16 protein-coding genes are annotated in these 22,087 nt (G+C 68.4%); 12 read left to right on the forward strand and 4 right to left on the reverse strand.

Translation table 11 applies throughout. From position 1 onward, the window contains the following. The first annotated feature begins 57 nt into the window (after positions 1-57). The 5 genes from AOQ37_RS07685 (at position 58) to AOQ37_RS07705 (ending at position 7,561) form a co-directional block, all read left to right on the forward strand. On the forward strand, positions 58-1,200 hold the full coding sequence (locus AOQ37_RS07685; RefSeq protein ID WP_199824957.1) for an alpha/beta hydrolase: 1,143 nt from the start codon (positions 58-60) through the stop codon (positions 1,198-1,200). After that, positions 1,197-2,855, forward strand: coding sequence for a thiamine pyrophosphate-binding protein (locus AOQ37_RS07690; protein WP_062642571.1), 1,659 nt, complete (start codon positions 1,197-1,199; stop codon positions 2,853-2,855). Before AOQ37_RS07685 ends, AOQ37_RS07690 begins: the two co-directional genes overlap by 4 nt. 26 nt (positions 2,856-2,881) lie before the next feature. Continuing rightward, positions 2,882-3,901, forward strand: coding sequence for an LLM class flavin-dependent oxidoreductase (locus tag AOQ37_RS07695; RefSeq protein WP_159401316.1), 1,020 nt, complete (start codon positions 2,882-2,884; stop codon positions 3,899-3,901). A gap of 47 nt (positions 3,902-3,948) precedes the next feature. Further along, entirely contained in the window at positions 3,949-5,547 is a 1,599-nt protein-coding gene (locus AOQ37_RS07700; RefSeq protein ID WP_062642576.1) for a carboxylesterase/lipase family protein, read from the forward strand. A 394-nt stretch (positions 5,548-5,941) separates the two neighbouring features. Then, positions 5,942-7,561, forward strand: coding sequence for a subtype B tannase (locus AOQ37_RS07705; protein ID WP_062642578.1), 1,620 nt, complete (start codon positions 5,942-5,944; stop codon positions 7,559-7,561). 100 nt (positions 7,562-7,661) lie between these two features. On the opposite strand, the gene AOQ37_RS07710 is transcribed toward AOQ37_RS07705, so the two are convergent. The 3 genes from AOQ37_RS07710 to AOQ37_RS07720 form a co-directional block, all read right to left on the reverse strand. Then, positions 7,662-10,898, reverse strand: coding sequence for an efflux RND transporter permease subunit (locus AOQ37_RS07710; protein ID WP_306305207.1), 3,237 nt, complete (start codon positions 10,896-10,898; stop codon positions 7,662-7,664). A 181-nt stretch (positions 10,899-11,079) separates the two neighbouring features. Continuing rightward, a complete protein-coding gene (locus AOQ37_RS07715; protein WP_062642588.1) occupies positions 11,080-11,754 on the reverse strand; it encodes a response regulator transcription factor in 675 nt (224 codons plus the stop codon). After that, a complete protein-coding gene (locus tag AOQ37_RS07720) occupies positions 11,751-12,968 on the reverse strand; it encodes a sensor histidine kinase (RefSeq protein WP_063781130.1) in 1,218 nt (405 codons plus the stop codon). The genes AOQ37_RS07715 and AOQ37_RS07720 overlap by 4 nt, the downstream gene beginning before the upstream one ends. A gap of 154 nt (positions 12,969-13,122) precedes the next feature. Between AOQ37_RS07720 and AOQ37_RS07725 the strand changes: the two genes are divergently transcribed. Then, positions 13,123-13,737, forward strand: a complete 615-nt coding sequence (locus AOQ37_RS07725) for a TetR/AcrR family transcriptional regulator (RefSeq protein ID WP_062642592.1) — start codon at positions 13,123-13,125, stop codon at positions 13,735-13,737. Between the two features lie 48 nt (positions 13,738-13,785). Further along, complete coding sequence (locus tag AOQ37_RS07730; RefSeq protein WP_062642594.1) at positions 13,786-15,396, forward strand: MDR family MFS transporter; 1,611 nt, start codon at positions 13,786-13,788, stop codon at positions 15,394-15,396. Positions 15,397-15,529: 133 nt separating this feature from the next. Here the strand turns inward: AOQ37_RS07730 and AOQ37_RS40365 are convergent, their stop codons facing one another. After that, entirely contained in the window at positions 15,530-15,697 is a 168-nt protein-coding gene (locus AOQ37_RS40365) for a hypothetical protein (RefSeq protein WP_159401317.1), read from the reverse strand. A gap of 664 nt (positions 15,698-16,361) precedes the next feature. On the opposite strand from AOQ37_RS40365, the gene AOQ37_RS07735 reads away from it, so the two are divergent. The 5 genes from AOQ37_RS07735 (at position 16,362) to AOQ37_RS07755 (ending at position 22,059) form a co-directional block, all read left to right on the forward strand. After that, a complete protein-coding gene (locus AOQ37_RS07735; protein ID WP_234436854.1) occupies positions 16,362-17,201 on the forward strand; it encodes a polyphosphate polymerase domain-containing protein in 840 nt (279 codons plus the stop codon). Next, complete coding sequence (locus AOQ37_RS07740) at positions 17,198-17,875, forward strand: DUF4956 domain-containing protein (RefSeq protein WP_062642596.1); 678 nt, start codon at positions 17,198-17,200, stop codon at positions 17,873-17,875. Before AOQ37_RS07735 ends, AOQ37_RS07740 begins: the two co-directional genes overlap by 4 nt. Next, complete coding sequence (locus AOQ37_RS07745; RefSeq protein ID WP_062642597.1) at positions 17,875-19,632, forward strand: CotH kinase family protein; 1,758 nt, start codon at positions 17,875-17,877, stop codon at positions 19,630-19,632. Before AOQ37_RS07740 ends, AOQ37_RS07745 begins: the two co-directional genes overlap by 1 nt. Positions 19,633-19,717: 85 nt before the next feature. Continuing rightward, positions 19,718-20,464, forward strand: coding sequence for a response regulator transcription factor (locus AOQ37_RS07750; protein ID WP_062642599.1), 747 nt, complete (start codon positions 19,718-19,720; stop codon positions 20,462-20,464). Next, a complete protein-coding gene (locus AOQ37_RS07755) occupies positions 20,461-22,059 on the forward strand; it encodes a sensor histidine kinase (RefSeq protein WP_199824958.1) in 1,599 nt (532 codons plus the stop codon). Before AOQ37_RS07750 ends, AOQ37_RS07755 begins: the two co-directional genes overlap by 4 nt. Positions 22,060-22,087 lie beyond the last annotated feature (28 nt).

A 22,087-nucleotide genomic window follows, 5' to 3' on the forward strand; every position in this document is an offset into this window, starting at 1 on the left:
TAACTCGGCTTGCTCACTTTCCTGAGGGGGAAGTCTCCGCGACTTGAGGAGCGACTCGTGAGGCCGATTCGGAAAAGAGGGCGTATGAGAAGACGGCTCGGTGCGACATGGCTGGTCGGCGTTCTCGTCGCGGTATCACTGGGCGCGACATCGCTCCAGAGTCCACAGGACGCCCCGAATGCGTCAGTTGCTCAGGGAGAACAGAACTCGAAGGGAACTGTTCTGCGGGTCCGGGTACATGCGAAGTCGCTCGAAGGGAACCTCGAAGGGGACTCCCCGGACCGTGACGTGTCGGTCTATCTGCCTCCCGGCTACAAATCCGACCCCCAACGTCGTTACCCCGTCCTCTACATGCTGCACGGATTCACGGAAACGGATCTGAGCTATTTCGGCGCAGGCGCCCGGACGAACATTCCCGCAGCCGCCGACCGCACGCTCGCCGCCGGCACCTCACGAGAGATGATCATCGTGACTCCGAACGCGATGACCGTCTACGGCGGCAGCAACTACTCCAGCGGGGCGACCACCGGGGACTGGGAGACCTTCATCTCACGTGAGTTGGTGTCGTACGTCGACCGGCACTTCCGCACCATTCCGAAGGCGGCGGCGCGAGGGCTGGCCGGTCACTCCATGGGCGGTTACGGCACGACGAGGATCGGGATGAAGCACCCCGATGTCTTCTCGGCCCTCTACATCCTGAGCGCCTGCTGCATCTCGCGGACGAGCAACATCCCCGACACCCCCGAGGAAATGGCGGCGTTCGAGGCGTTCACTGAGCGGCCGGACGACTACACACAGATTCCCGCCGGCATCCGTACCGCGGTCGCCGCGGCGGCGTCGTGGGCACCCGACCCGGCGAACCCGCCGCTCTACTACGACTCTCCCGTCAAGAACGGCGAGCTGCAGGAGTCGGTCGTCGCGCGCATGACCGCGAATCGGCCCCTGGCCATGGTCGACCAGTACATCAACAGCCTGAGGAAGCAGCAGATCGCGTTCGACGTCGGCGATCAGGACACGAACATCGCCGCCAACCTCACCGAACTCGACCGCGTCCTGACCACCTACCAGGTGCCGCACACCTTCGAGGTGTACCAGGGCAACCACATCAACCGCATTCCCGAACGGTTCGAGGAAAAGGTGCTGCCCTTCTTCTCCGACCAACTGCAGCGCTCCTCCCGGGCATCGAAGGAGTCCTCTTGAGCGAGGCCGAGGGAATCGACACCGTCAGCCATGCGGAGGAGTTCGCCGACGCCGTGGCGCGGTCCGGGGTCACTCACGTCTTCGGACTCATGGGCGACGGCAACATGCACCTGCTCATCGCGCTCGGACATCGGGGCGTCTCCGTGGTCGAGGTACGGCACGAGAGCGCGGCGGTGGCGATGGCCGAAGGCTACGGCTGGACCTCGGGCCGGGTCGGCATCTGCTCGGTCACCCATGGCCCAGGGCTCAGTCATGTGGCGACCTCGCTGCTGGTGGCGGCCCGCAACCGGTCGCCGCTCGTGCTCCTCGCGGCCGAGACACCGAACGGTTACCAGGGAGCCCAGACCTTCGACCAGGCTTCCTTCGTCTCCTCGTGCGAGACGCGCTATCGCAGGATGACGCCGGGGGAACGCCCGGCGGACGTGCTGGCCGAGGTCGTCGAGCTCGCCCGGGAGGAGTCCGGCCCTGTGGTCCTGGGCATCGCGGCCGAACTGTTCGTCGCTCCCGTCACCGGGCGGGCCCGCGGCGCAGTGCCGTACCGGCCGCGAGCGGTGCCCACCGACGACGACAACACAGCCGCGGCGCAACGCATCAGCCGACTCCTGACCGATGCCGAGCGGCCCGTCCTGATCGCGGGCCGCGGTGCCATGGACAGTGCCGCGCCCGCTCTGATGCGAACGCTCGCGGACCGTTTCGGCGTCGGCCTGGCCACGACACTCCCCGCCAAGGGCCTGTTCGACGGACACCTCCATGATCTAGGCATCGCCGGAGGGCTCGCGCATCCGGCGGGGGAGCGCGTGCTGCGCTCCGCCGACCTGGTCGTGGCCGTCGGTGCCACCATGGGCCGTAGCACCACGCAGTCGTCGCGCCTGTTCGAGAAGGCACACGTCGTCAAGGTCGTCGACGACGCCGACGTGACGGGAAAGACCGAGACGCTCCGCGGCGACGCGACGGGCACCTTGAGGCAGGCAGTGTCGCTGACGGGTGACGCGCCGGACACCCGGCGGCCGTGGTTCACCCCGGTCGGTCCGTCCGCGGACTGCTGGCGGGAGGACCTGCGCGACTTCCGCCCGCCCGTATCCGAAGGCACCGTCGATCCACGGAGGGCGCTCGCGGAGATCAGCCCGTACATCCCCGACGACGCGACCGTGGTCATCGGCAACGGCCACTGCTCGGGCTTCGCCACCGCGTTCATCACCGTGCCGGCCCGGGGCCGGTTCTTCGCCGCGCAGGGCTTCGGATCCATCGGACAGGCGCTCACGACCGCAGTCGGCGCGGCCCTCGGAGCACCCGCACTCAAGACCGTCGTCTTCGAGGGCGACGCCGCGTTCATGATGCACGTGCAGGAACTGGACACCGCGGCGCGGGCCGGGGCGAACCTGACCGTGTTCGTCCTCAACGACCGCGCTCTGGGCACCGAGTACCAGCGGCTCCGGCTGGAAGGCGGTGACGCCGAGACGGCCATCGTGCCGCCGCCCGATCTGGCGAGGCTCGCGGCGGCGTTCGGCGCCCGTTCCTTCACTGTCGACTCGCCTGACGCGCACACGCTCGCGGATGCCGCGTTGCGTCCCGGTCTCGCGGTCGTCGACGTCCGTACAGCGCGCTCGGTGCTCAGCCGGCACCTGCGTCTGCCGGTGCCGCGTGAGGCGGGCTGAAGGCGGGCGGGCCAGTGGAGTTCGCGATGCAGTTCACGCTCACCGACCCCGTCCTCACCCGACAGCACGCCCGCGGACTGGTCGAGTTGGCCCGGAAGGCGGACGACTACGGCCTGCACTCGATCGGCGTGGGCGACACCGGATTCCGGCTGAACGAGGCGGCGTCGAGGGTGACCCTCCTGGCACTCGGCACCACAAGGACGTACGTCGGCATGCGCCCGACCAACCCCTGGACCCGCGACCCCCAGATCACGGCGGCGTTCCTCGCCACGATCGACGCCATGACCGAGGGCCGCGCCTTCATGGAGATCGCCACCGGCGACTCCGCCGTACGCAGCGTCGGGCGCCGGCCGTCGACACGTGCCCGCCTGGAGGAGTACGTCACCTGCGTCCGCGGCCTCCTCGCCACCGGCCACGGACACTTCGAGGGACGCGAGATCCAGGTGTTCGGCGACCAGCGGCCACCCGTGCGCATCTCGGTCGGCGCCGAAGGCCCCCGCATGCTGGAACTCGCCGGAGGCATCGCCGACGCGGTCTCCATCGGCACCGGACTCATGGCCGACGTCGTCGCCTGGTCGCTGGAACACGTACGGCGCGGCGCACAGCTGCGCGGGCGGGAACCGGCGGACGTCGAACCCTGGTTCACCGTGCGCAGCGTCCTGGACGCCGACCGGGACACCGCACACAACCGGGTCCGCCCTTCGCTCGCCTCGATCCTGCACCACAGCATGCGAGGCGGGGCGGACGGACGGCTGGTGCCCGAGCGCCACCAAGAGGCCGTCAGGGAGTACGTCCGGCACTACACCCTGGCCGACCACCAGCGGCCCGACGGGGCCAACGAAGGCCTCATGGAACGCCTCGGGTTGACCGGGTTCGCCCTGGACCGCTGGGGGTTGGCCGGAAACGCAGGGGACTGGATCGAACGCATCGAGGCGCTCCAAAACGCGGGAGTACGGCGGATGTGGCTGGCCAACCGGGGCAGCCTGACGCAGCTCGAAGAGGCGTTGCGGATCTTCGGGGAACAGGTGCTGCCCCGGGTCCGGTGAGCGCCGTAGCCCGTAGCTCAAAGGCCGTATGACAGAGAGGAATTGCCATGTCCGGGAGAAGAACGACCGCTCTGTGGGCGCTGATCGCAGCACTCTTCGGCATCGTGTCACTGTCCCCGCCCGCGGCGACCGCGCAAGCCGACAGCAGGTCCGAATCGACCCTGCCCACCGTAGTGAGCACCACCGGCGGTTCCCTGCGCGGAACGGTCACCGACGGCGTGCGCGAGTTCAACGGAATCCGCTACGGCCAGGCCCCCGTAGGCGACTTGAGATGGCAGCCCCCGGTCGCGGCCGCGTCCTGGCAAGGAACCAGAAGCGCCAGCACCCCCGGGTCGGCCTGTGTGCAGATGGCCGCGGCCTGGCGCCCGGCCGCCGCCAGCACCGACGAGGACTGCCTCTTCCTGAACGTCTGGACGCCCACCCGGCAGACGTCCGGGGCGAAACTGCCGGTGACTGTTTTCTTCCATGGCGGGGGCTTCGTCAACGGCGCCGGAACGGACATCGACCCGGCTGTCTACGTGAAGAACGGCGGAATCGTCGTCACCGTCAACTACCGCCTGGGCTCGCTCGGCTGGCTCACCCTCCCCGGCCTCGACGCGGAGAACGCGCAGAGTACGTCCGGCAACTACGGCCTGCTCGACCAGGAGCTGGCCCTGAAGTGGATCAAGGCCAACGCCGCCGCGTTCGGCGGTGACGCGTCCAAGGTGATGGTCACCGGGCAGTCGGCGGGAGCCGAGTCCATCTGCGCCCTGCTGGCCTCGCCCTCCGCGGCCGGATTGTTCCAGCGGGCGGCCATGGAGAGCAGCCTCCGGTGCGCGGTCAACACCCGGTCGGCGGCCCAGACATCCGACGCCGGGTTCGCCACAGCCGCTGGCTGTACCGGCACGGACGCGGTCGTCGTGGCCTGCCTGCGCACCAAGTCACCCGCGGTGCTGCTCGACGCGCAGAAGACCGCGGGGGCGTGGCGGCCGGTCGTCGACGGCACCGTGCTGCCCCTCTCGCCGACCGCCGCCTTCGCCGCGGGCCGGTTCCACAAGATGCCCGTCGTCATCGGTTCCACCCAGAACGAGGGCGGCGCCTTCGTGTATGAGCAGAACGACCTCGTCACCCACCCGGTCACCGACGCGCAGTACGAAGCGGCCATGAAGACCTCCTACGGCGCGAACGCCGAGGCTGTGCTGGCCCGTTACCCGGTGTCCCACTTCACGAACGCCGGCCAGGCACTGGCCACGGTGCGCACGGACAGCGGGTTCGCCTGCCCGGCACTGGTGCACGCGGGCTCCCTGTCGGCGCATACCTCCACCTACGTCTACGAGTTCCGCGACACCACCGCACCCCTGCGCTCCTACCAGCTCGTTCCGCCGTCCTTCAACGTCGGCGCCCAGCACTCCGCCGACCTCCTCTACCTGTGGGGAGCGCCCACACTCACTCCGCTGACGAAGACGCAGCGCGTGCTGGCCGACGAGATGATCACCTACTGGCAGCACTTCGCGAAGACCGGAAACCTCGCCCCCGACGGGCTTCCCCGCATCGCCGAGTACAGCACCAGCCGCAGCATCCAACTCGCCTTCACCAGCCACGGCTCAAAGGCCGTGAGCGACGAAGCGGCCAACCACCAGTGCTCCTTCTGGGCTGGGCTGGCCTGACCTGACCGCCGGCCTCACCGGGGCGGCGTGCGCCGGAAATCAAACCGAGATGAAGAGTTCCGCAGAATTCCATGAAGATGCCGCCGTACCCCTCTTTTCGGGGTGCGGCGGCATCCTTGATTCGGCACATGGTGATTATCGAGCCGTCGGTGGCGCAGAATGCGTTCTTCCCGAGACCTGTTTTGGATCCTGATGATCTCCGGATATAGCCTGGTGGAAACCGTCTGGTCGTCCGAGACGATCCGGTCCATTGGAAGGCCGTCATGATGCTTGGTGAATGAGGAAAGCATGAAAGCGGCGGCATAAGAACGTGAGAATTGCGGCCGGATTCGAATCGGCCGCATTGAGGAGACGAGCTGTGCGGAAAAAGGGAATCAAGCGCAGGAACGTGGTCATGGGGATCGGCACCGTGGCCGGCGCCGCGACACTCGGCGGCGTCGCACGGAGCGCGCAGGCCGATGACGGGACCTCGACGAGCGGCAGCGCCCATGGCAGTGCGGCGTCCTCGGACGCCCTGGTCTTCGACAAGGACGACTACACGACCCTGACCGCCACGATCAGCACCGATGACGGCGACAAGGAGGTCAAGTACCGCTTCTACAAGGCCGTCACCTACGTCGCCAACCCGGTCGACGAGGCGTACCAGAGCCTGACCGTTAGCGTTCCCGTCGAGATCGACGGCAAGGCCGTGGACGCGAGTGACGCGCCGATCCTGTTCGCCAACTCGATCGCCGGGTTCATGCCCGTGAGCGTCCAGACCGCCACCAGCGTGAACGCCATGGGCGGGGGAGGCGGGCAGGGTGGCGGCACCTGGCCGAGCGCCAGCGCCTCGGCCAGCGCCTCGGCGTCCGGTGGTACCGGCGGGTCGGCCTCCGGCGGCGGAGAGTCCGCCCAGGCCAACACCAACCTGCCCGAACTCGGCCTGGCGGCCGGCTACGTGGTCGTACAGCCCGGATGCCGCGGCCGCACCCTGGTGAACTCCGAGGGCGTCTACTACGGCACCGCGCCCGCGGTCATCGTGGACCTGAAGGCCGCGGTCCGCTATCTCCGCTTCAACAAGGACCGCATCCCCGGCGACACCGAGCGGATCATCTCCACCGGCGGCAGCGCCGGCGGCGAGGTGTCCGCCCTGCTCGGCGCGTCCGGCGACAGCCGCCTGTACGACTCCTACCTCAAGGAACTGGGCGCGGCCGACGCATCCGACGCGATCTTCGCGACCGGCGCCTGGTGCGCCATCGTCGACCTGGAGAACGCCGACGGAGCCTACGAGTGGAACTGGGGCAGCCTGACCGCTGTGAGCACCGGCGAGACGGTCGACGCGGCCGACTCCAAGGAGCTGACCAACCAGTTCGTCGACTACCAGGCGTCCCTCCACCTCAAGGGCCTGAACGGGTTCGGTCCGCTGACCGCGCGTAACTACGACCGGTACCTGCTGGAGACCTACCTCCAGCCCGCGGCCGCCACCTACCTCAAGGGGCTGTCGGCGGCCGACCGTACGGCCTACCTCGCAGGCAACACCTTCATCACCTGGAAGAACGGGCGGGCGACCTTCACCTGGGACGACTACCTCGCGCACGTGGGTACCCGGCAGAAGAACCTCCCCGCGTTCGACGGCTTCGACCTCTCGGTGTCCATCAGCGCGCTGGACACCAACAACGAGTTCGGCCTGGGCACCACCGCGGGGCGGCACTTCACCGAGTACAGCCAGAAGCGTGACGCGTCGGGCACGGCCGGCAAGCGCCTGGACAGCGACATCCCCGAGAAGCTTCGCCTCATGAACCCGATGTACCACCTCCGCAAGGGCAACCCCGGCCGGTCCAAGCACTGGTGGATCCGCCTGGGCACCATCGACACCTACACGTCGCTGACGGTCTCCGCCAACCTCACGGCCACCGTCGACGGCCTCGGTGACAACGTCAGTCACCTCATGTACTGGGACCAGGGGCACATGAGCGACCTCGACCCGGGCGACTTCATCAAGTGGATCGCGAAGGTGACGGGTTACAGGGGCTGACCCTCCCATGGTCGCCGGCCGATGACTCGGTGCATCGACAGGTGTGCCCTGCGGCCTGGCACACCAGGACCGCAGGGCACACGATGTCCTTCTCGGAGCGTTACGGCTGCGGCTGCAGCGTGGAATCCTCCTGTGCCGCGGGAGCGGTCTTGCGCGCGGCCCGGCGGGCACGGCGTTGTGCGCGGCGCTCGCGCCGGGTCTCGACCATCGTGTACAGGGTCGGGATGAGGACCAGGGTGAGCAGGGTGGAGCTGAAGAGACCGCCGATGACCACCACGGCGAGTGGGGTGGAGATGAAGCCACCCGAGTCGGTGATGCCGAGGGCCATCGGGAGAAGCGCGAAGATGGTCGCCAGCGCGGTCATCAGGATGGGGCGGAGCCTGCGACGACCGCCCTCGCGGACCGCCTCCTCGATACTCATGCCCTGCGCCCGGTACTGGTTGACGAGGTCCATCAGGACGATGGCGTTGGTGACCACGATTCCGATGAGCATCAGCATGCCGATCAGCGCTGCCACGCCGAGGGGAGCGCCGGTGATGCGCAGCAGGGCGAACGCGCCGGTGAAGGCGAAGGGAATTGAGGCCAGCAGCACCAGGGTCTGGCGGATGCTGCGGAAGACCCCGACCAGCAGCAGGAAGACGATCGCGATCGCGGCCAGAATCGCCAGGCCGAGCTGACTGAAGGCGTCGCCCTGGCTGGCCGTCACACCGCCCATCTCGTACGTGACGCCCGACGGCAGGTCCAGCTTGTCGATCGCCTGCTGCACCTGCGTGCTCGCGGTGCCGGTGCTGTCTCCGACCGGGGTGGCCGTGACGGAGGCGGCCCCGGAGCCGTCGACGCGCTGGCGCTTGGTCGGCGCCTCCGTCTGCGTGACCGTGGCGACCTTGTCCAGCCGAACCTCTCCCTGAGAGGTCGAGATCGTCAGCCCCTTGAGGGCGCTGACGCTGTTCGGCGCGGTGGAGGTGGTCTTGACGAGCACGTCGCGCGTCGAGCCGTCGACGGTGATCTGCGTGACGGTGCTGCCCTGGACGGCCTCGCTGACGGCCGAGGCGATGCTCGTGTCGCTCAGTCCGTACGAGGCGGCCTCCTCACCCTTGGCTCGGATGCTGATCTGCGGTGACTGGGTGGAGAGATCGCTGCTGACGTCGGTGACCTCCTGGACGCCCTTGAGCGCGTTCTCGATCTTGTCGGTGGCGGTCTTGAGGTCCGTGTCGTCGTCGGACTTGACGTCTACCTGGATGTCGTTGTTTGACCCGAAGCCACTGTTGGAGCCGATCGTCAGGTCACCGGCGCCCTTGAGGTCGTCGAACCTGTGCCGCAGCGTGTCCTCGACCGTCGAGGAGTCGGCGTCGTCCTTGAGAGCGATGCTGTACGAGGCGCTGTTGGCGCTTCCGCCGCCGCCCATGACGGCGAAGCCGCCCGAGGAGCCGATGGTGACCTGGTAGGAGTCGACCCCGGCGACAGCGGAGATGGCCTTCTCGACCTTCTTCGCAGCCCCGTCGGTGGCCTGCAGGCTGGTGCCTTCGGGCAGGGTCTGGGTGACGCTCACCGAGTCCGAACCGGAGTCGCCGAGGAAGCTCGTCTTCAGGCCGGCGGTCAGGCTGAAGGTGAAGACGAGCAGGACGGCCGCGATACCGAGGACCGACTTGCGGTGACCGACGGCCCAGTCGATGACGGGGACGTACGCACGTTGCAGTACGCCGCTTCGTTCCTCTTCCTCGACCTTCCTGCGGAACTCCTCCGGGTCGGCGCCCTCGGCCTCCTTCGGCGGCTTGAGGAACCAGTAGGCGAGCGCGGGCACGATCGTGAGCGAGACCAGCAGCGATGCCAGCATCGCCGCCACGACCGTGATCGAGAACGGGCCGAACAACTCCCCGACCAGCCCGCTGACCAGCGCTATGGGGACGAACACCGCCACCGTGGTGAGGGTCGAGAGAGTGACCGCGGTGGACACTTCGCGCACCCCGGTCAGGATGGCGGTGTGCTTGTCCTCGCCGTAGCCGAGGTGCCGTTTGATGTTCTCCAGGACCACGATCGAGTCGTCGACGACCCGGCCGACCGCCAGGGTGAGGCCGCCGAGAGTGAGGACGTTGAGCGAGTAGTCCTTCATCCACAGTGCCGTCAGCGCGATGAGTAGGGACAGCGGGATCGAGACGGCTGTGACCAGGGTGGAGCGGACGGAGCGCAGGAAGAGGACGATCACGACGACCGCCATCAGCAGTCCGAGCAGGCCCTCCTCGAACAGGCCGACGACGGACTGCCGTACCTGCGGGCCGTTGTCGGAGACGACGGTGATCCGGGCGTCATGGCCGAGGTCCTTCTCCAGACCGGACAGCTTGCCGCGGACGTCCTCGGAGATGGAGGACGAACTGCCGTCCTGGTCCATCGTGATCGAGACACCGAGGCTCTCCTTGCCGTCGGTCCGGGTCAGCGTCGTGGCGTCGCTGTCCTTCAGCTCGACCTTCGCCACGTCCTTGAGCTGTACGGGGCTCTGAGAGGAGGAACCGCCGGCGGAAGCGGAGGATCCGGTCGACGGCGTTCCGCTGATGCCACTCGCCCCCGAGGCGTTGCCGGAACCGGAGTCCGCGCTCAGCCACAGGTCCTCGATCTGCTGGACGGAGGTCAGAGCACCGCCGATCTGGATGCTGAGCGACTTGCCGTCGGAGTTCACGGACCCGCCGGGAGAAGCCGAGCCGTTCGACGTCAGCGCACTCTTGATGGACTGGACGGAAAGGCCGTTGTCCTCGAGTTCGCCGGCGTCCGGCGTGATGACGACGACCCGGTCGCGCTCCCCGGTGACCGTGGCCTGGTTGACCCCGTCGACGGCCTTGAGGTCGGGCACCACCTTGTCATCGAGCACCTTCGCCAGGTCCTGCTGGTCCTCGTCGGAGGTCACGGCCAGCGTCATCGTCGGCTGATCGTCCGAACTGCCCTTCTGGACCTGGGGGTCGACGGTGTCGGGCAGTTGCGCGGAGGCCTTCGAGAGTGCCTGCTGGACCTCGTTCGACTTGGTGTCGACGTCGGCGTCGTAGTCGAACTGCAGCTGGACGGAGGCGGAGCCCTGGCGGGACGTGGAGGTGACCGTCTCGACCCCGTCCAGGCTCTTGACCGCGTCCTCGATCGGCTTGACGACCTGGTCCTCCACCACCTGCGGTGAGGCTCCGGCGTAGGTGGCGGTCACGGTGACTGCGGGGAAGGAGATGTTGGGGATCAGCTGCTGTTTGAGCGACGAGGCGGCGTACGCCCCGAAGGCGACGACGATGATCGTGATCAGCGCGGCCAACTTGCGGTTGGCCAGACTGACCCGGGACAGCCAGGACATCGAGACGAGTCTCATTTCTGGGAACGGATGGAGTCGTACGAGCCGCCTCCCGGCCGGATTCGCCCGGCCTCGGGGCGGCGTGCCCCAGCCTGTCCCGCACTCGGTCGCACGGTCGTCAGCCGCTCGCGGTGCTTTTCTCGTACCGCGGACGCGTTATCCGTACGGTGTCCTACCGCGTCCGAGGACCCATGCGCTTCTAGAGCATCTCGCCCGGCTCCACCAGGCCGCTCTCGTAGGCGAGCGTCACGAGTTGCGCGCGCTCACTGACGCCGATCTTGGTCATGGCCCGGTTGACATGCGTTTTGACGGTGTGTCGGCTCAGCCGCAGACGCTGGGAGATGCCGTCGTTGGTCAGGCCGCTCGCCACCAGAACCAGCACCTCGCGCTCCCTGGGCGTGAGTTCTGCCAGCCGCTCCGTTTCCTTCGCCCAGTGACGCGGTGCATGAGCCTGGAAACGCGCCATGAGGGCGGCCGTCGCCGCCGCCGACAACATGGGCTCACCGGCCGCGACGGTCTCGATCGCCGCCAGCAGTTCCTCCGGGTCGGCCCCCTTGCCGATGAAACCCCTCGCTCCCGCCCGCACCGCCTCGGCGACGTACTCGTCGATCTCGAACGTGGTCAGGATCAGCACCTTCACGTCGGCGAGAGCTGGATCCGCGGTGATGGCCCGGGTGGCTTCGATGCCGTCGGTTCCGGGCATCCGGATGTCCATGAGCACCACGTCCGCGCCCCTCGCCCGTACGAGCTCGACGGCCTCCGCGCCGTCCGCGGCCTCACCCGCGACGTCCATACCCGGAGTGTTGTCGACGAGCCGTCTGAGCATGCCGCGCAGCAGCGCCTGATCGTCCGCCAGCAGGACCCGGATCGTCACTGGTCGCCCTCGTTCCCCACTCGTTCACGTACCGGGACCCGCGCGGGGCCGAGCGGCAGCCACGCCTCCACGACGAACCCGCCGCCGGGGCGCGGGCCGGTCGCCGTGCTCCCGCCCACCGCGGCGGCGCGTTCGCGCATGCCGATCAGGCCGCGTCCGGTGCCGCCCCCTCCACCGGGACGCCGAAGCGGATTGCCATCGTCCTCCACCATGACGTGCAGCACGTCGTGGCCGTAGCGCAGCCGTACCCTCGCGGTGTCCACCCCCGCGTGCTTGCGGACGTTGGTCAGTGCTTCCTGGACGATCCGGTACGCCGCCACGTCCACCGCGGACGGAGCCGGCCGTTCCTGTCCCTCCCGGTCCACGGCCACCCGCAGTCCGGCCCGGTCGAAGGAGACCACGAGGTCCTCCAGCCGGCCCACCCCTGGGCTGGGCTCGCGTGGCGCCACCGGGTCCCCGGGCTGGCCCAATAGCCCCACGATGGAACGCAGTTCGCCGAGTGCGCCCTTCGAACCGTCTCTGATGGCCTCGAGGAATTCGGCCATCTGGACCGGATCGCCTCGTCCCACATGGACTCCGATGCCGGCCTGGGCGTTGATCAGCGTGAGTTCGTGGGCGACGACATCGTGCAGCTCTCTGGCGATCCGCATCCGTTCCCCGGCCACGCGGCGGGCGGCCTCCTCCTCGCGGGTCCGTTCGGCCCGGTCGGCCCGTTCCTCCAGAGCCCGCACGTAGGCGCGACGGTTGCGGACCGAGTCGCCGACGGCCGTGGCCAGGCCCATCCAGGCAATGGCCCCCACGCGTTGCGGACCCAGCAGCGGCCCGGCCTGGAAGAACATGGCCGTCAGGGACAGGGCGGCCATGGTCAGCGCGGCGGCGGTCCAGGCCTGACGCCGACCGGAGCGGAGCGCGACGGTGTACAGGGCGACCATGAGCGGCGGCAGCGAGGGGACGAACGGACCTCCACCGGCCTGATGGACCACGGACAGCGCGGAGACCGCCGCGAGTACCCCGAGCGGACTGCGGTGGCGGGCCGGCAGCACGGCGCTCGCCAGGCAGGCGAAGACGATGTCCAGTGGGGTGGGCCACCCGGGAAACCGGGTCGGATCCCCGCAGGCGGTCGCCAAGGACGTCAGGCCCACGCATCCGACGAGGCGAGCCTCCCTCAGCCGGCCGTGGACCGCCGCCCTGCCACGGCGGCCGATCGTTCGCATGGCGTCAGCGTAGGTGGCGGCACGGCGACGGCTCGTCACCCAGGTGCGGCAACCGTCCGTACCGCGATCGCGGTACGGACGGCGGCTCAGGTATCGAATCAGCGGCACATCTTGCATAGTCCGCAAAGTTTGCAGAGCATGCAAGAATTGCCCCATGACTCCCCAGGGCGAAGGTCTGCGTGACCGACGGCGGCGCGAGACGCGGCTGGAAATCCACCGGGCCGCACTGCGACTGGCCCGGAAGCACGGCTTCGACAAGATCACCGTCGACATGATCAGCGCGGAGTCCGGGGTCTCGCCCCGTACCTTCTTCAACTACTTCCCGAACAAGGAGGCGGCGCTGCTGCTGGGGCCGACCGAGTTGCCCTCGGCGCTGGCCGCGGAGTTCGTCGCGGCCGGCACCGCGTCACCCAGGGAGGTACTCGCGGACGTGACCCGGCTGCTCCTGCGGGAAATGGCCGACAACTCGCCCGAGCGCGCGACGATGCACGACGTCTTCGCGCTGGCGCAGACGCATCCCCCCATCCACGCCGCGCTGCTGGCCCGTATCGAGGGCTTCCAGAAGTCCCTCGCCGACGCGGTCGCCCAGCGGATGGGGCAGCGGCCGGAGGACGAGATGCCGAGCCTGATCGCGGCACTCGCGCTGACCGCGGTGCGCACCGGCCTGGAGCGCTGGTCGCGCGAGGTCCCGCAGAGCGCCGAGAACGACTCTCCGATCCCGTACGTCGAGCGGGCCATGGAACTCCTGCGGACCCTGTCGGCCGACTGATCCCCGTCCCCTATGTGACCTTGTCCCCCTTCGTTGTTGAGGAACTTCATGACTGAACTGAGCCCGGCGGAGACGGAGGAGCAGGGCTTCTCCGGGGTTCCGCAACACTTCGGCCTGATATTCGCGGGTCTGATGACCGCGATGCTGCTCGCCTCGCTCGACCAGACCATCGTCAGCACCGCGCTGCCGACCATCGTCGGCGAGTTGCACGGCGTGAACCACATGGCCTGGGTGACCACCGCGTACATCCTGGCCGCCACCATCGCCATGCCCGTCTACGGTCGCCTCGGCGACCTGATGGGCCGCAAGACGCTCTTCCTGGGTGCCATCGTCGTCTTCGTCGCCGGTTCCGCGACCGCAGGCATGGCGCAGGACATGACCGTGCTGATCATCGGCCGTGCCGTACAAGGCCTCGGCGGCGGAGGCCTGATGATCACCGCGCAGGCGATCATCGCCGACCTGGTGCCGCCGCGGCAGCGCGCCAAGTACATGGCGCCGATGGGTGCCGTCTTCGGCCTCTCCTCCGTTGCCGGACCGTTACTCGGTGGCTGGTTCACCGACGGTGTGGGTTGGCGCTGGGCCTTCTGGATCAATCTGCCGCTGGGCGCGCTCGCCCTCGCAGTCGCCGCGTTCGCGTTGCGCCTGCCTCGCCGGAGCGTCAAGGTCGCGGTCGACTACCTCGGCATCACGCTGATGGCAGTCGCCGTCACCTGCACCGTGCTCGTCGCCGACTGGGGCGGCACCGATTACGCCTGGACCGACCCGCTGGTCCTCGGCCTCGCCTCAGGCGCCGTCGCCGCCTGGGCCCTGTTCCTGTTCTCCCAGAGCCGCGCGGCCGAACCGATCATCCCGCTGCGCCTGTTCCGGAGCCGGATCTTCAACATCGCCACGCTGCTCGGCATGGTCGTGATCGGCGTCGGGATGTTCGCGGTCATCGGCTATATGCCGACCTACCTGCAGATGGTGTACGGCAAGAGCGCGACCGAGTCCGGACTGCTGCTCATCCCCATGGTCGTCGGCATCATCGCCACGGCCCTCCCGTCCGGACAGCTGATCAGCAGGACCGGCCGCTACAAGATCTACCCGATCCTCGGCACCGCGGTCGCAGGCGTCACCGTGTGGCTGATGTCCACCCTGGACACCGGCAGCTCGATAGCGGTCGTCTGCGGGTACCTGTTCCTCTTGGGCGCGGGCGTCGGCCTGATCATGCAGAACCTCGTCCTGGCCGTGCAGAACGCCTTCCCGCCGAGTGACGTCGGCACCGCCACCTCCGCCAACAACTTCTTCCGCGAGATCGGCGCCACCTTGGGCACCGCCGCGGTCGGCGCCGTGTTCACGCACCGCCTCACCGATCAGCTCACCAGTCGGCTCTCGGCCGCCGACGCCAAGGTCGTGGGTTCGACCGACTCGCTGACCCCGGCCCTCGTCCACGCCCTGCCGGACAAGATCCAGGAAGCCGTGATCCTCGCCTACCAACAGGCCTTGACCCCGGTGTTCCGCTACATGGCCCCGCTGTTCGCCCTCGGCCTCGTGCTGGCCTTCCTCCTCCCGGAGAAGAGGTTGGCCGACGGCAGCGGCCCCGGAACGGATCCGGTGACTCCAAGTGCCGGTGATACAGGACCTGATGCGAGTGAGGCAGCGGCGCTGAGGCGGAAATGAAGAAGCTGAGGCGGAAATGAAGAAGGGGAGCCGAGAAGAGCGATCGTCGGGTTCCCCTGCTCCCCGCTGACACGTCCGCCCGGTCATGCGGGTCACGCGCCAGGTGCGTGACCGCGTACGAACGTGGCAGCCTTCAGCCAGGCGACGAAGTCGGGGCCGAGATCCTCGCGTTCGTGGGCCGGCCGGACCACCATACGCAGTGGTCCGCCTTGTCGCCGGTGTCGCAGGCGACGAACTGGCCGATGACCGCGTAGGCGCTCAGCGCGTTCTTGGGGGAGGGCTTGTCGACCAGCAGGGTCACGGGGTGGGTTCCACGGCCGCAGCCGTAGAGATGGATCTGCTTTCGGGCACCCGTCTCAGGGTGACCACGTTTCCGCCGTGCTGGCCGCGGACGCCGAGCCCCGTGTGGCCGAGGCCGAGCGGCTCGCCCTGGCGGATGTTTGCCACGCGAGCGGAGTCGCGTACCGCGTTGACCAGGCCAGGAGCGGCGTTGGGCGAAGCTGCGTGCCATGCGCGGCGGACGTGGCGGCGTGCCGATCATCCAGGAGGCGCTCACCAACGTGCGTAAGTCCGCTGGTGTGGACGCCGCCCGGGTGCCTCTGCGTCACTGACACGACGCGCTGCAATTGGCTCGGAGAACGACGATCCGGATTCCGGGGGCGATGCTCGTCGCAGCGAGGCCGCAGGCGGTAGGCCCACGAGCACGCGCAAAGCAGATGTGTCAATTTGCCCGTTCTGGCGCCTCGGCGTCAACGCGCGCAGTTCACCTTTTGGTCACTTCAAATACTCCTGGAATTACCCCGCAATTCTCAGCGGCTTCTCACGTACCACCGGTTTCGTGTGCTGCGTCGCCCGACCGGGCCGTACGACGAAGGAGGCGCATGGTGGCACTACCGGTGACGACATGGCGGAAGTCCCCGAGTGAGGAGGAGGACCAGGACCCGGCGGGGGAGCAGCCGTTGCACGTGGCCAGCAGGCTGCACGCGTTCAACCGGTTCGAGCTGAAGTACCTCGTGCCGGTCGAGGAGGCGGCCGAGATCCGGGACGAGCTGGCCGAACGGATGGACCGCGATCTGAACAGCCCGGTCGGAGGCTACGGCGTCTGGAGCCTGTACTACGACACCCCGCAGCTGCGGTTCTACTGGGAGAAGATCGAGGGTCTGAAGTTCCGGCGCAAGCTGCGCATCCGCCACTACGGGGACCTGGACGGCGTCACGGACGAGTCCCCGGTCTGCGTCGAGATCAAGCAGCGCGTCAACCGCGTCACACAGAAGCGCCGCATCACTCTCCCTTACGGCACCGCCCGCCGGCTGTGCGACGGCCGTGACCTGGTGGAGCACTCGCCCCAGGAACGTGCCTTCATCCACGAGGTGCTCGAACTGGTCGTACGGCTCAACCTCCAGCCCACCGCGATCACCGGCTACCAGCGCGAGGCCCTGGTCGGCCGCGACGCGGACACCGGACTGCGGGTGACCTTCGACCGGCGTATCCGCGGCCGGGACCGGGACTTCCACTTCGGTATCGCCACACCCGAGAACCGGTTCACCATCCCACCCCACATGTCGGTGATGGAGATCAAGGTCAACGAGCGCACCCCGCACTGGATCACGGACCTCGCCGCACGCCGGAACCTCAGCCTCGTCCGGATCTCCAAGTACGTGCAGTCCGTCGAGGCGTTCGGCCTGGCACCCCGATCCGTCTTCCATGTCAACGAGGCGGACTACCCGCCGCCCACCCCCACCGAGCAGTCGCTGCCCCAGCAGCGGTCGGCGCCCGAGGCGCCCTTGAAAGCAGGAGCACAGTGAACTTCGATCTGCAGGAACTCAGCGGTACGTTCAGCGTCACCGACGTGGTCGTGGCCATGGCGCTGTCGTTCATCCTGAGCACGGTGATCGGTTACGTGTACAGGTACACGCACCGCAACGTCTCCTACAGCCAGTCCTACGTCCAGACCCTCGTCATCGTCGGCATGATCGTCGCGCTGATCATGCTGGTCGTCGGGTCCAACCTGGCCCGGGCGTTCTCACTGGTCGGAGCACTGTCCGTGGTCCGGTTCCGCAACGCCGTCAAGGAGACCAGGGATGTCGGCTTCATCTTCCTGGCGATGGCGATCGGCATGGCCTGCGGTGCCCGTTTCTACACGCTGGCCGCAGTCGGCGCCGTGGTGATCTGCGTCGTCATCGTCGTGATGTTCAAGTTCAACTGGTTCGCGCTCAACGTCCAGCGTCAGGTCGTCAAGGTCCAGGTTCCGGCCGGCGAGGACTACTCGTCCGGCATTCGGGACGTCCTCATCCGCTACACCAGCGAGTTCGAGCTGGTGAGCACGGAGACGATCCGGGGCGGCGCGCTGACCGAGGTGTTCTACGCGGTGCGCATGAAGAAGGGCACCGAACCCGGCGACCTGGTGACCTCGCTGCAGGAACGCACCTCCGGTCAGCGGGTGACCGTCCTGACCGGTTACGACACGACCGACCTGTGATGAGCGGCGAGGCGACGGCACGCAGGCCGCGGCGGCTGCGGGACCGTGTCCCCGTACGGTTGCGGCATCACTGGAAGCCGGCCGCGGCCCTGTGCGCGGGTCTGGCCCTGATGGTCTTCTTCTTCGGTGACGCCCGCATATCGCCGTACGTCACCTCGTCCTCCAGCGTGGAGGCCGACACGATCACGGATGACGTGCGGGGCACGGTCGGCCTGTACGACACGTCCGTGTCCCACTCCGTCCAACTGGAGTACGACCAGACCGAGTTCGACAAGATGATGAAGGAGTTCCGGGAGGACGGCACCAAGGAGTACATCGAGGCCGACCTCACCATCGACGGCGTGTATCTCGAGGACGTCGGGATCCGTCTGAAAGGGAACTCCACTCTGATGTCCCTGCGCGGCAGCAGCGGGACCATGCCCGGTGGCGGCCGGGACATGCCCGAAGGCGCCGCGCAGGGCGACCCGGCCCCGTCGCAGAGCGACGGGGCCGGGGGGCAGGGCAACGGTGGAGGAGCCGGCGGTATGGCCGGGGGCATGGGTGGGATCACCCAGTACAACCTCTCCGAGAAGAAGCCGGAGGAACTGCCCTGGCTCATCAAGATCGACGAGTATGTCGAAGGCCGCGCCTACCAGGGCGAACGAGAGATCTCGCTGCGGCCCGGCAGCGGCGGCCAGGTGCCGGTGAACGAGGCGCTCTCGCTGAGCCTGACGGACACCACGGGCCAGAAGAACGAGCGGTACGCCTTCACCTCGATGAAGGTAAACAACCGCCCGGTCACCACCCGCCTGATGGTGGAGAGCCCCGACACCGAGTACGCCGAGTCCATCGGGGATGGCAACGGGGTGCTCTACAAGGCCCGGGCCGGCGGCAGTTTCGAGTACCGCGGAGACGACCCGACCGACTATGAAACCTCCTTCGAGCAGCTCAACAAGGTCGGCAGCCGGGACCTGGAGCCGGTCATGAAGCTCATCAAGTGGGCCGACCAGGCATCGGACAAGGAGTTCGAGGAGGAACTCGACCAGTACGTGGACGTAGAGTCCCTGGCCACGTACCTCGCCGCGCAGAACCTGCTGCTGAACTTCGACGACATGGCTGGCCCCGGCAAGAACTACCTGCTCTATTACGACCTGGACACCAAGAAGTTCTCGGTTCTGGGCTGGGACTACAACCTCACCTTCACCGGCGACGCGACGTCGGGGCCCGACGATGAGATAAGCATCGGCGGTGCCTTCGGTGGTGGCGAAGGCACCGCCGATGGGCAGGGCGAGCAAGGCGGCCAGGGCACAGGCGGCCAGAGCGAGCAGAACGCGCCCTCCGGGGCGCCGTCAGGGATGCCCGAGAACCTGCCGGAGGGAGTGCCGTCAGGGATGCCCGAGGGAATGCCATCGGGCATGCCTTCAGGGATGCCAGAAGGAATGCCGTCGGGCATGCCGGGCGGCGCGGCAGGCGGAGACCAGAACGGCCAGGGCGATCAAGGCCAAGCCGGTGGGTTCGGCGGCATGATGAGCCACCCTCTGAAGGATCGCTTCCTGGACTCGGACGCCTTCGATTCCGTCTACAAGAAGGCGTACAAGGAGCTGTACGAGAAGTTCTACGGCTCCGGCACCGCCCTGAAGGCGCTGGACGGCATCGCCGAACAGGCCAGGCAGGCCGGCGCCGACGGCAAGGAACTGAACTCCGCTGTCGAGAAGCTGCGCAAGACGGTCACCGAGCGCACCGAGGCGCTGGCGAAGGACAAGGAGGTGACCGGCTGATCTCCGGGGCCCGGACGGCGTTCCCCGTGGGACGCCGTCCGGGCCCTCGGTACACCTCGAACCCCGTACCAGCGAAGGAACTTCCATGCCCGTCGCGCCGTCAGGGCCCGCGCTGCCCAGGCACACCGTGCTCGTCGTCGAGGACGACCCCAGCATCCGCACCCTGCTCACCTCAGCCCTTCATGCCGCCGGATACGCGGTGAGCACCGCCGACACCGGCCAGAAGGCCATGTTCGAAGCGGGCCGCGGCCAGCCTGATCTGATCGTGCTTGACGTCGGTCTCCCCGACACCGACGGCTTCGCGGTGACCCGCAACCTGCGGGCGGAGGGCGTCTACACACCCGTGTTGTTCCTGACGGCCCGTACCGACGTCGAGGACCGCATCATCGGCCTCAGCTCCGGTGGCGACGACTACGTCACGAAGCCGTTCCACGTACAGGAGGTGCTGCTGCGTATCCGCGCCATCCTGCGCCGCAGCGACATGCCGCCGGGTGGCGGGGCCAAGCGGGTGCCGCTGCGGTACGCGGATCTGGAACTGGACGAGCAGACCCACGAGGTGCGGCGGGCCGGCCTGCCCATCCAGCTGTCACCCACCGAGTTCCGGCTGCTGGTCTGCCTGCTGACTCAGCCCGAACGCGTGGTGGGCAAGAAGGAGATCCTGTCCCAGGTCTGGCACTACGACTTCGCGGGCGACGCCCGCATCGTCGACACCTACGTACGCAATCTGCGGCGCAAGATAGACCGGTTCGAGCCTCAGCTCATCCAGACGATCCGTGGCGTCGGATACTGTCTGCGGGCCGAACACCACGGCCGGGGAGCAGCGGCGCTGTGAGGCCCTGGCTGCGGCGACTGAAGCCGCGTTCGCTCCGGGCCCGGCTCGTTCTCGGGGCCACGCTGCTGGCCACCTCGGCGGTGCTGCTCTGCCAGGCCGCAGGGCTCGCCCTGCTCCACACGTGGCTGACCGACCAGGTCGACGGCAGGCTCACCCGTTTCCAACCAGTGCCCCAGCTCTACCAGGACGCGGTCGACGGCCGGACGGCAGCACGGGAGCCCGCCGGGAAGGCCGCGCTCCCCTCGGACTACCGGGTGTACTTCTACGACAGCGGCGGTCACAGGTTGGCCACGTCGCTGAACGGTGGCGGGGGCAGCGCCGGGCCACGGCTGCCGCGAGCGGAGTCGGCCCTCGGCCTGAAGAACGGCCGGCCCACCACGGTCGCCGCGACCGACGGCGGCAGCACCTGGCGGGTGATCGCCCGAACCGGCACCGACGGCACCAGGGTCGTGGTGGCGCTGCCTCTGGAAGAGGTGGACGACGCGACTTCCAAGATGTTGTGGTTCAGCCTCGTTGTGGGAGCGGCCGTCGCGGCCGGCGTCATCGTCTTCGGCAGTCTCGTCGTGCGACTGGGGCTGCGGCCGCTGGCTCGTGTCGAGCGCACAGCCCGACGCATCTCCGATGGTGAACTGCAGCTGAGTGTTCCGGACCGGCACGTGGTCACCGAGGTCGGTCACCTCAGCCGCGCGTTGAACACCATGCTCGACCGGTTGCGGGCCGCCCTGCACCGGGCCGAGGCGTCCGAGCAGCGGCTGCGGCACTTCCTGGCGGACGCCGGCCATGAACTGCGCACGCCGCTCACCTCGCTGCAGGGCTTCGCCGAACTCCTCGAACAGGATCCGGGGATGAGTCCGGAGCGACGCCAGGAGGCGCAGCAGTTGATCGTGCGGAACGCCGAGCGCATGAGCCGTCTCGTCGACAACCTGTCCCAGTTGGCCAGGCTGGGAGACGTGCCCGCGGCGCGATGGCAGTCCGTCGACCTGCTCTCGCTGGCCGCCGACAGTATCGCCGCCGTCGCCGTACGCCATCCCGATCGCGGTATCGGCCTCGATGCCCTCGTGGACCGCCGGGACGACTCCGGTGACGAGGCCGCGCTGGACGTAGTGGATGCCGTCGGCGATCCTCATCAGCTGGCGCAGATCCTGTCGAACCTTCTGACCAACGCCTGCCTCCACACCCCGACGGGGACACGGATCCAGGTGCGCGTCGGCACCTTCCGCGTCCGCCCGCACGGTCAGGGCACGGATGTGCCGGGCCGTACAAGCGTCAACCCACCGCTGGCCCCAGGCACTCGGGTCTGTGCCGTCGAGGTGGCCGACGACGGGGTCGGCCTCGCCGCGCCGGACGCGCGGCGGGTCTTCGAGCGCTTCTACCGCGCCGACTCCGCCGCGCGGGCCGTGGCGGGCTCCGGCCTGGGACTGGCGATCGCCGCCAGCGCCGCGGAGGCCAACGGCGGGCGTCTGGAGCTCGACACCCGGCCGGGCGAGGGCTGCACCTTCCGCCTGCTCCTGCCGCACCGGCTCGCCACCGAGTCCCCCCGACACCCAGAGGAATGGGCGGACCCACCGCTGCCCATTCCGGCCTCCAGTACCTGACGCAGACCCTTGTCCGTTCTCCCTACCG

It is taken from the genome of Streptomyces maremycinicus (assembly GCF_001184025.1).
GTDB lineage: Bacteria > Actinomycetota > Actinomycetes > Streptomycetales > Streptomycetaceae > Streptomyces > Streptomyces maremycinicus.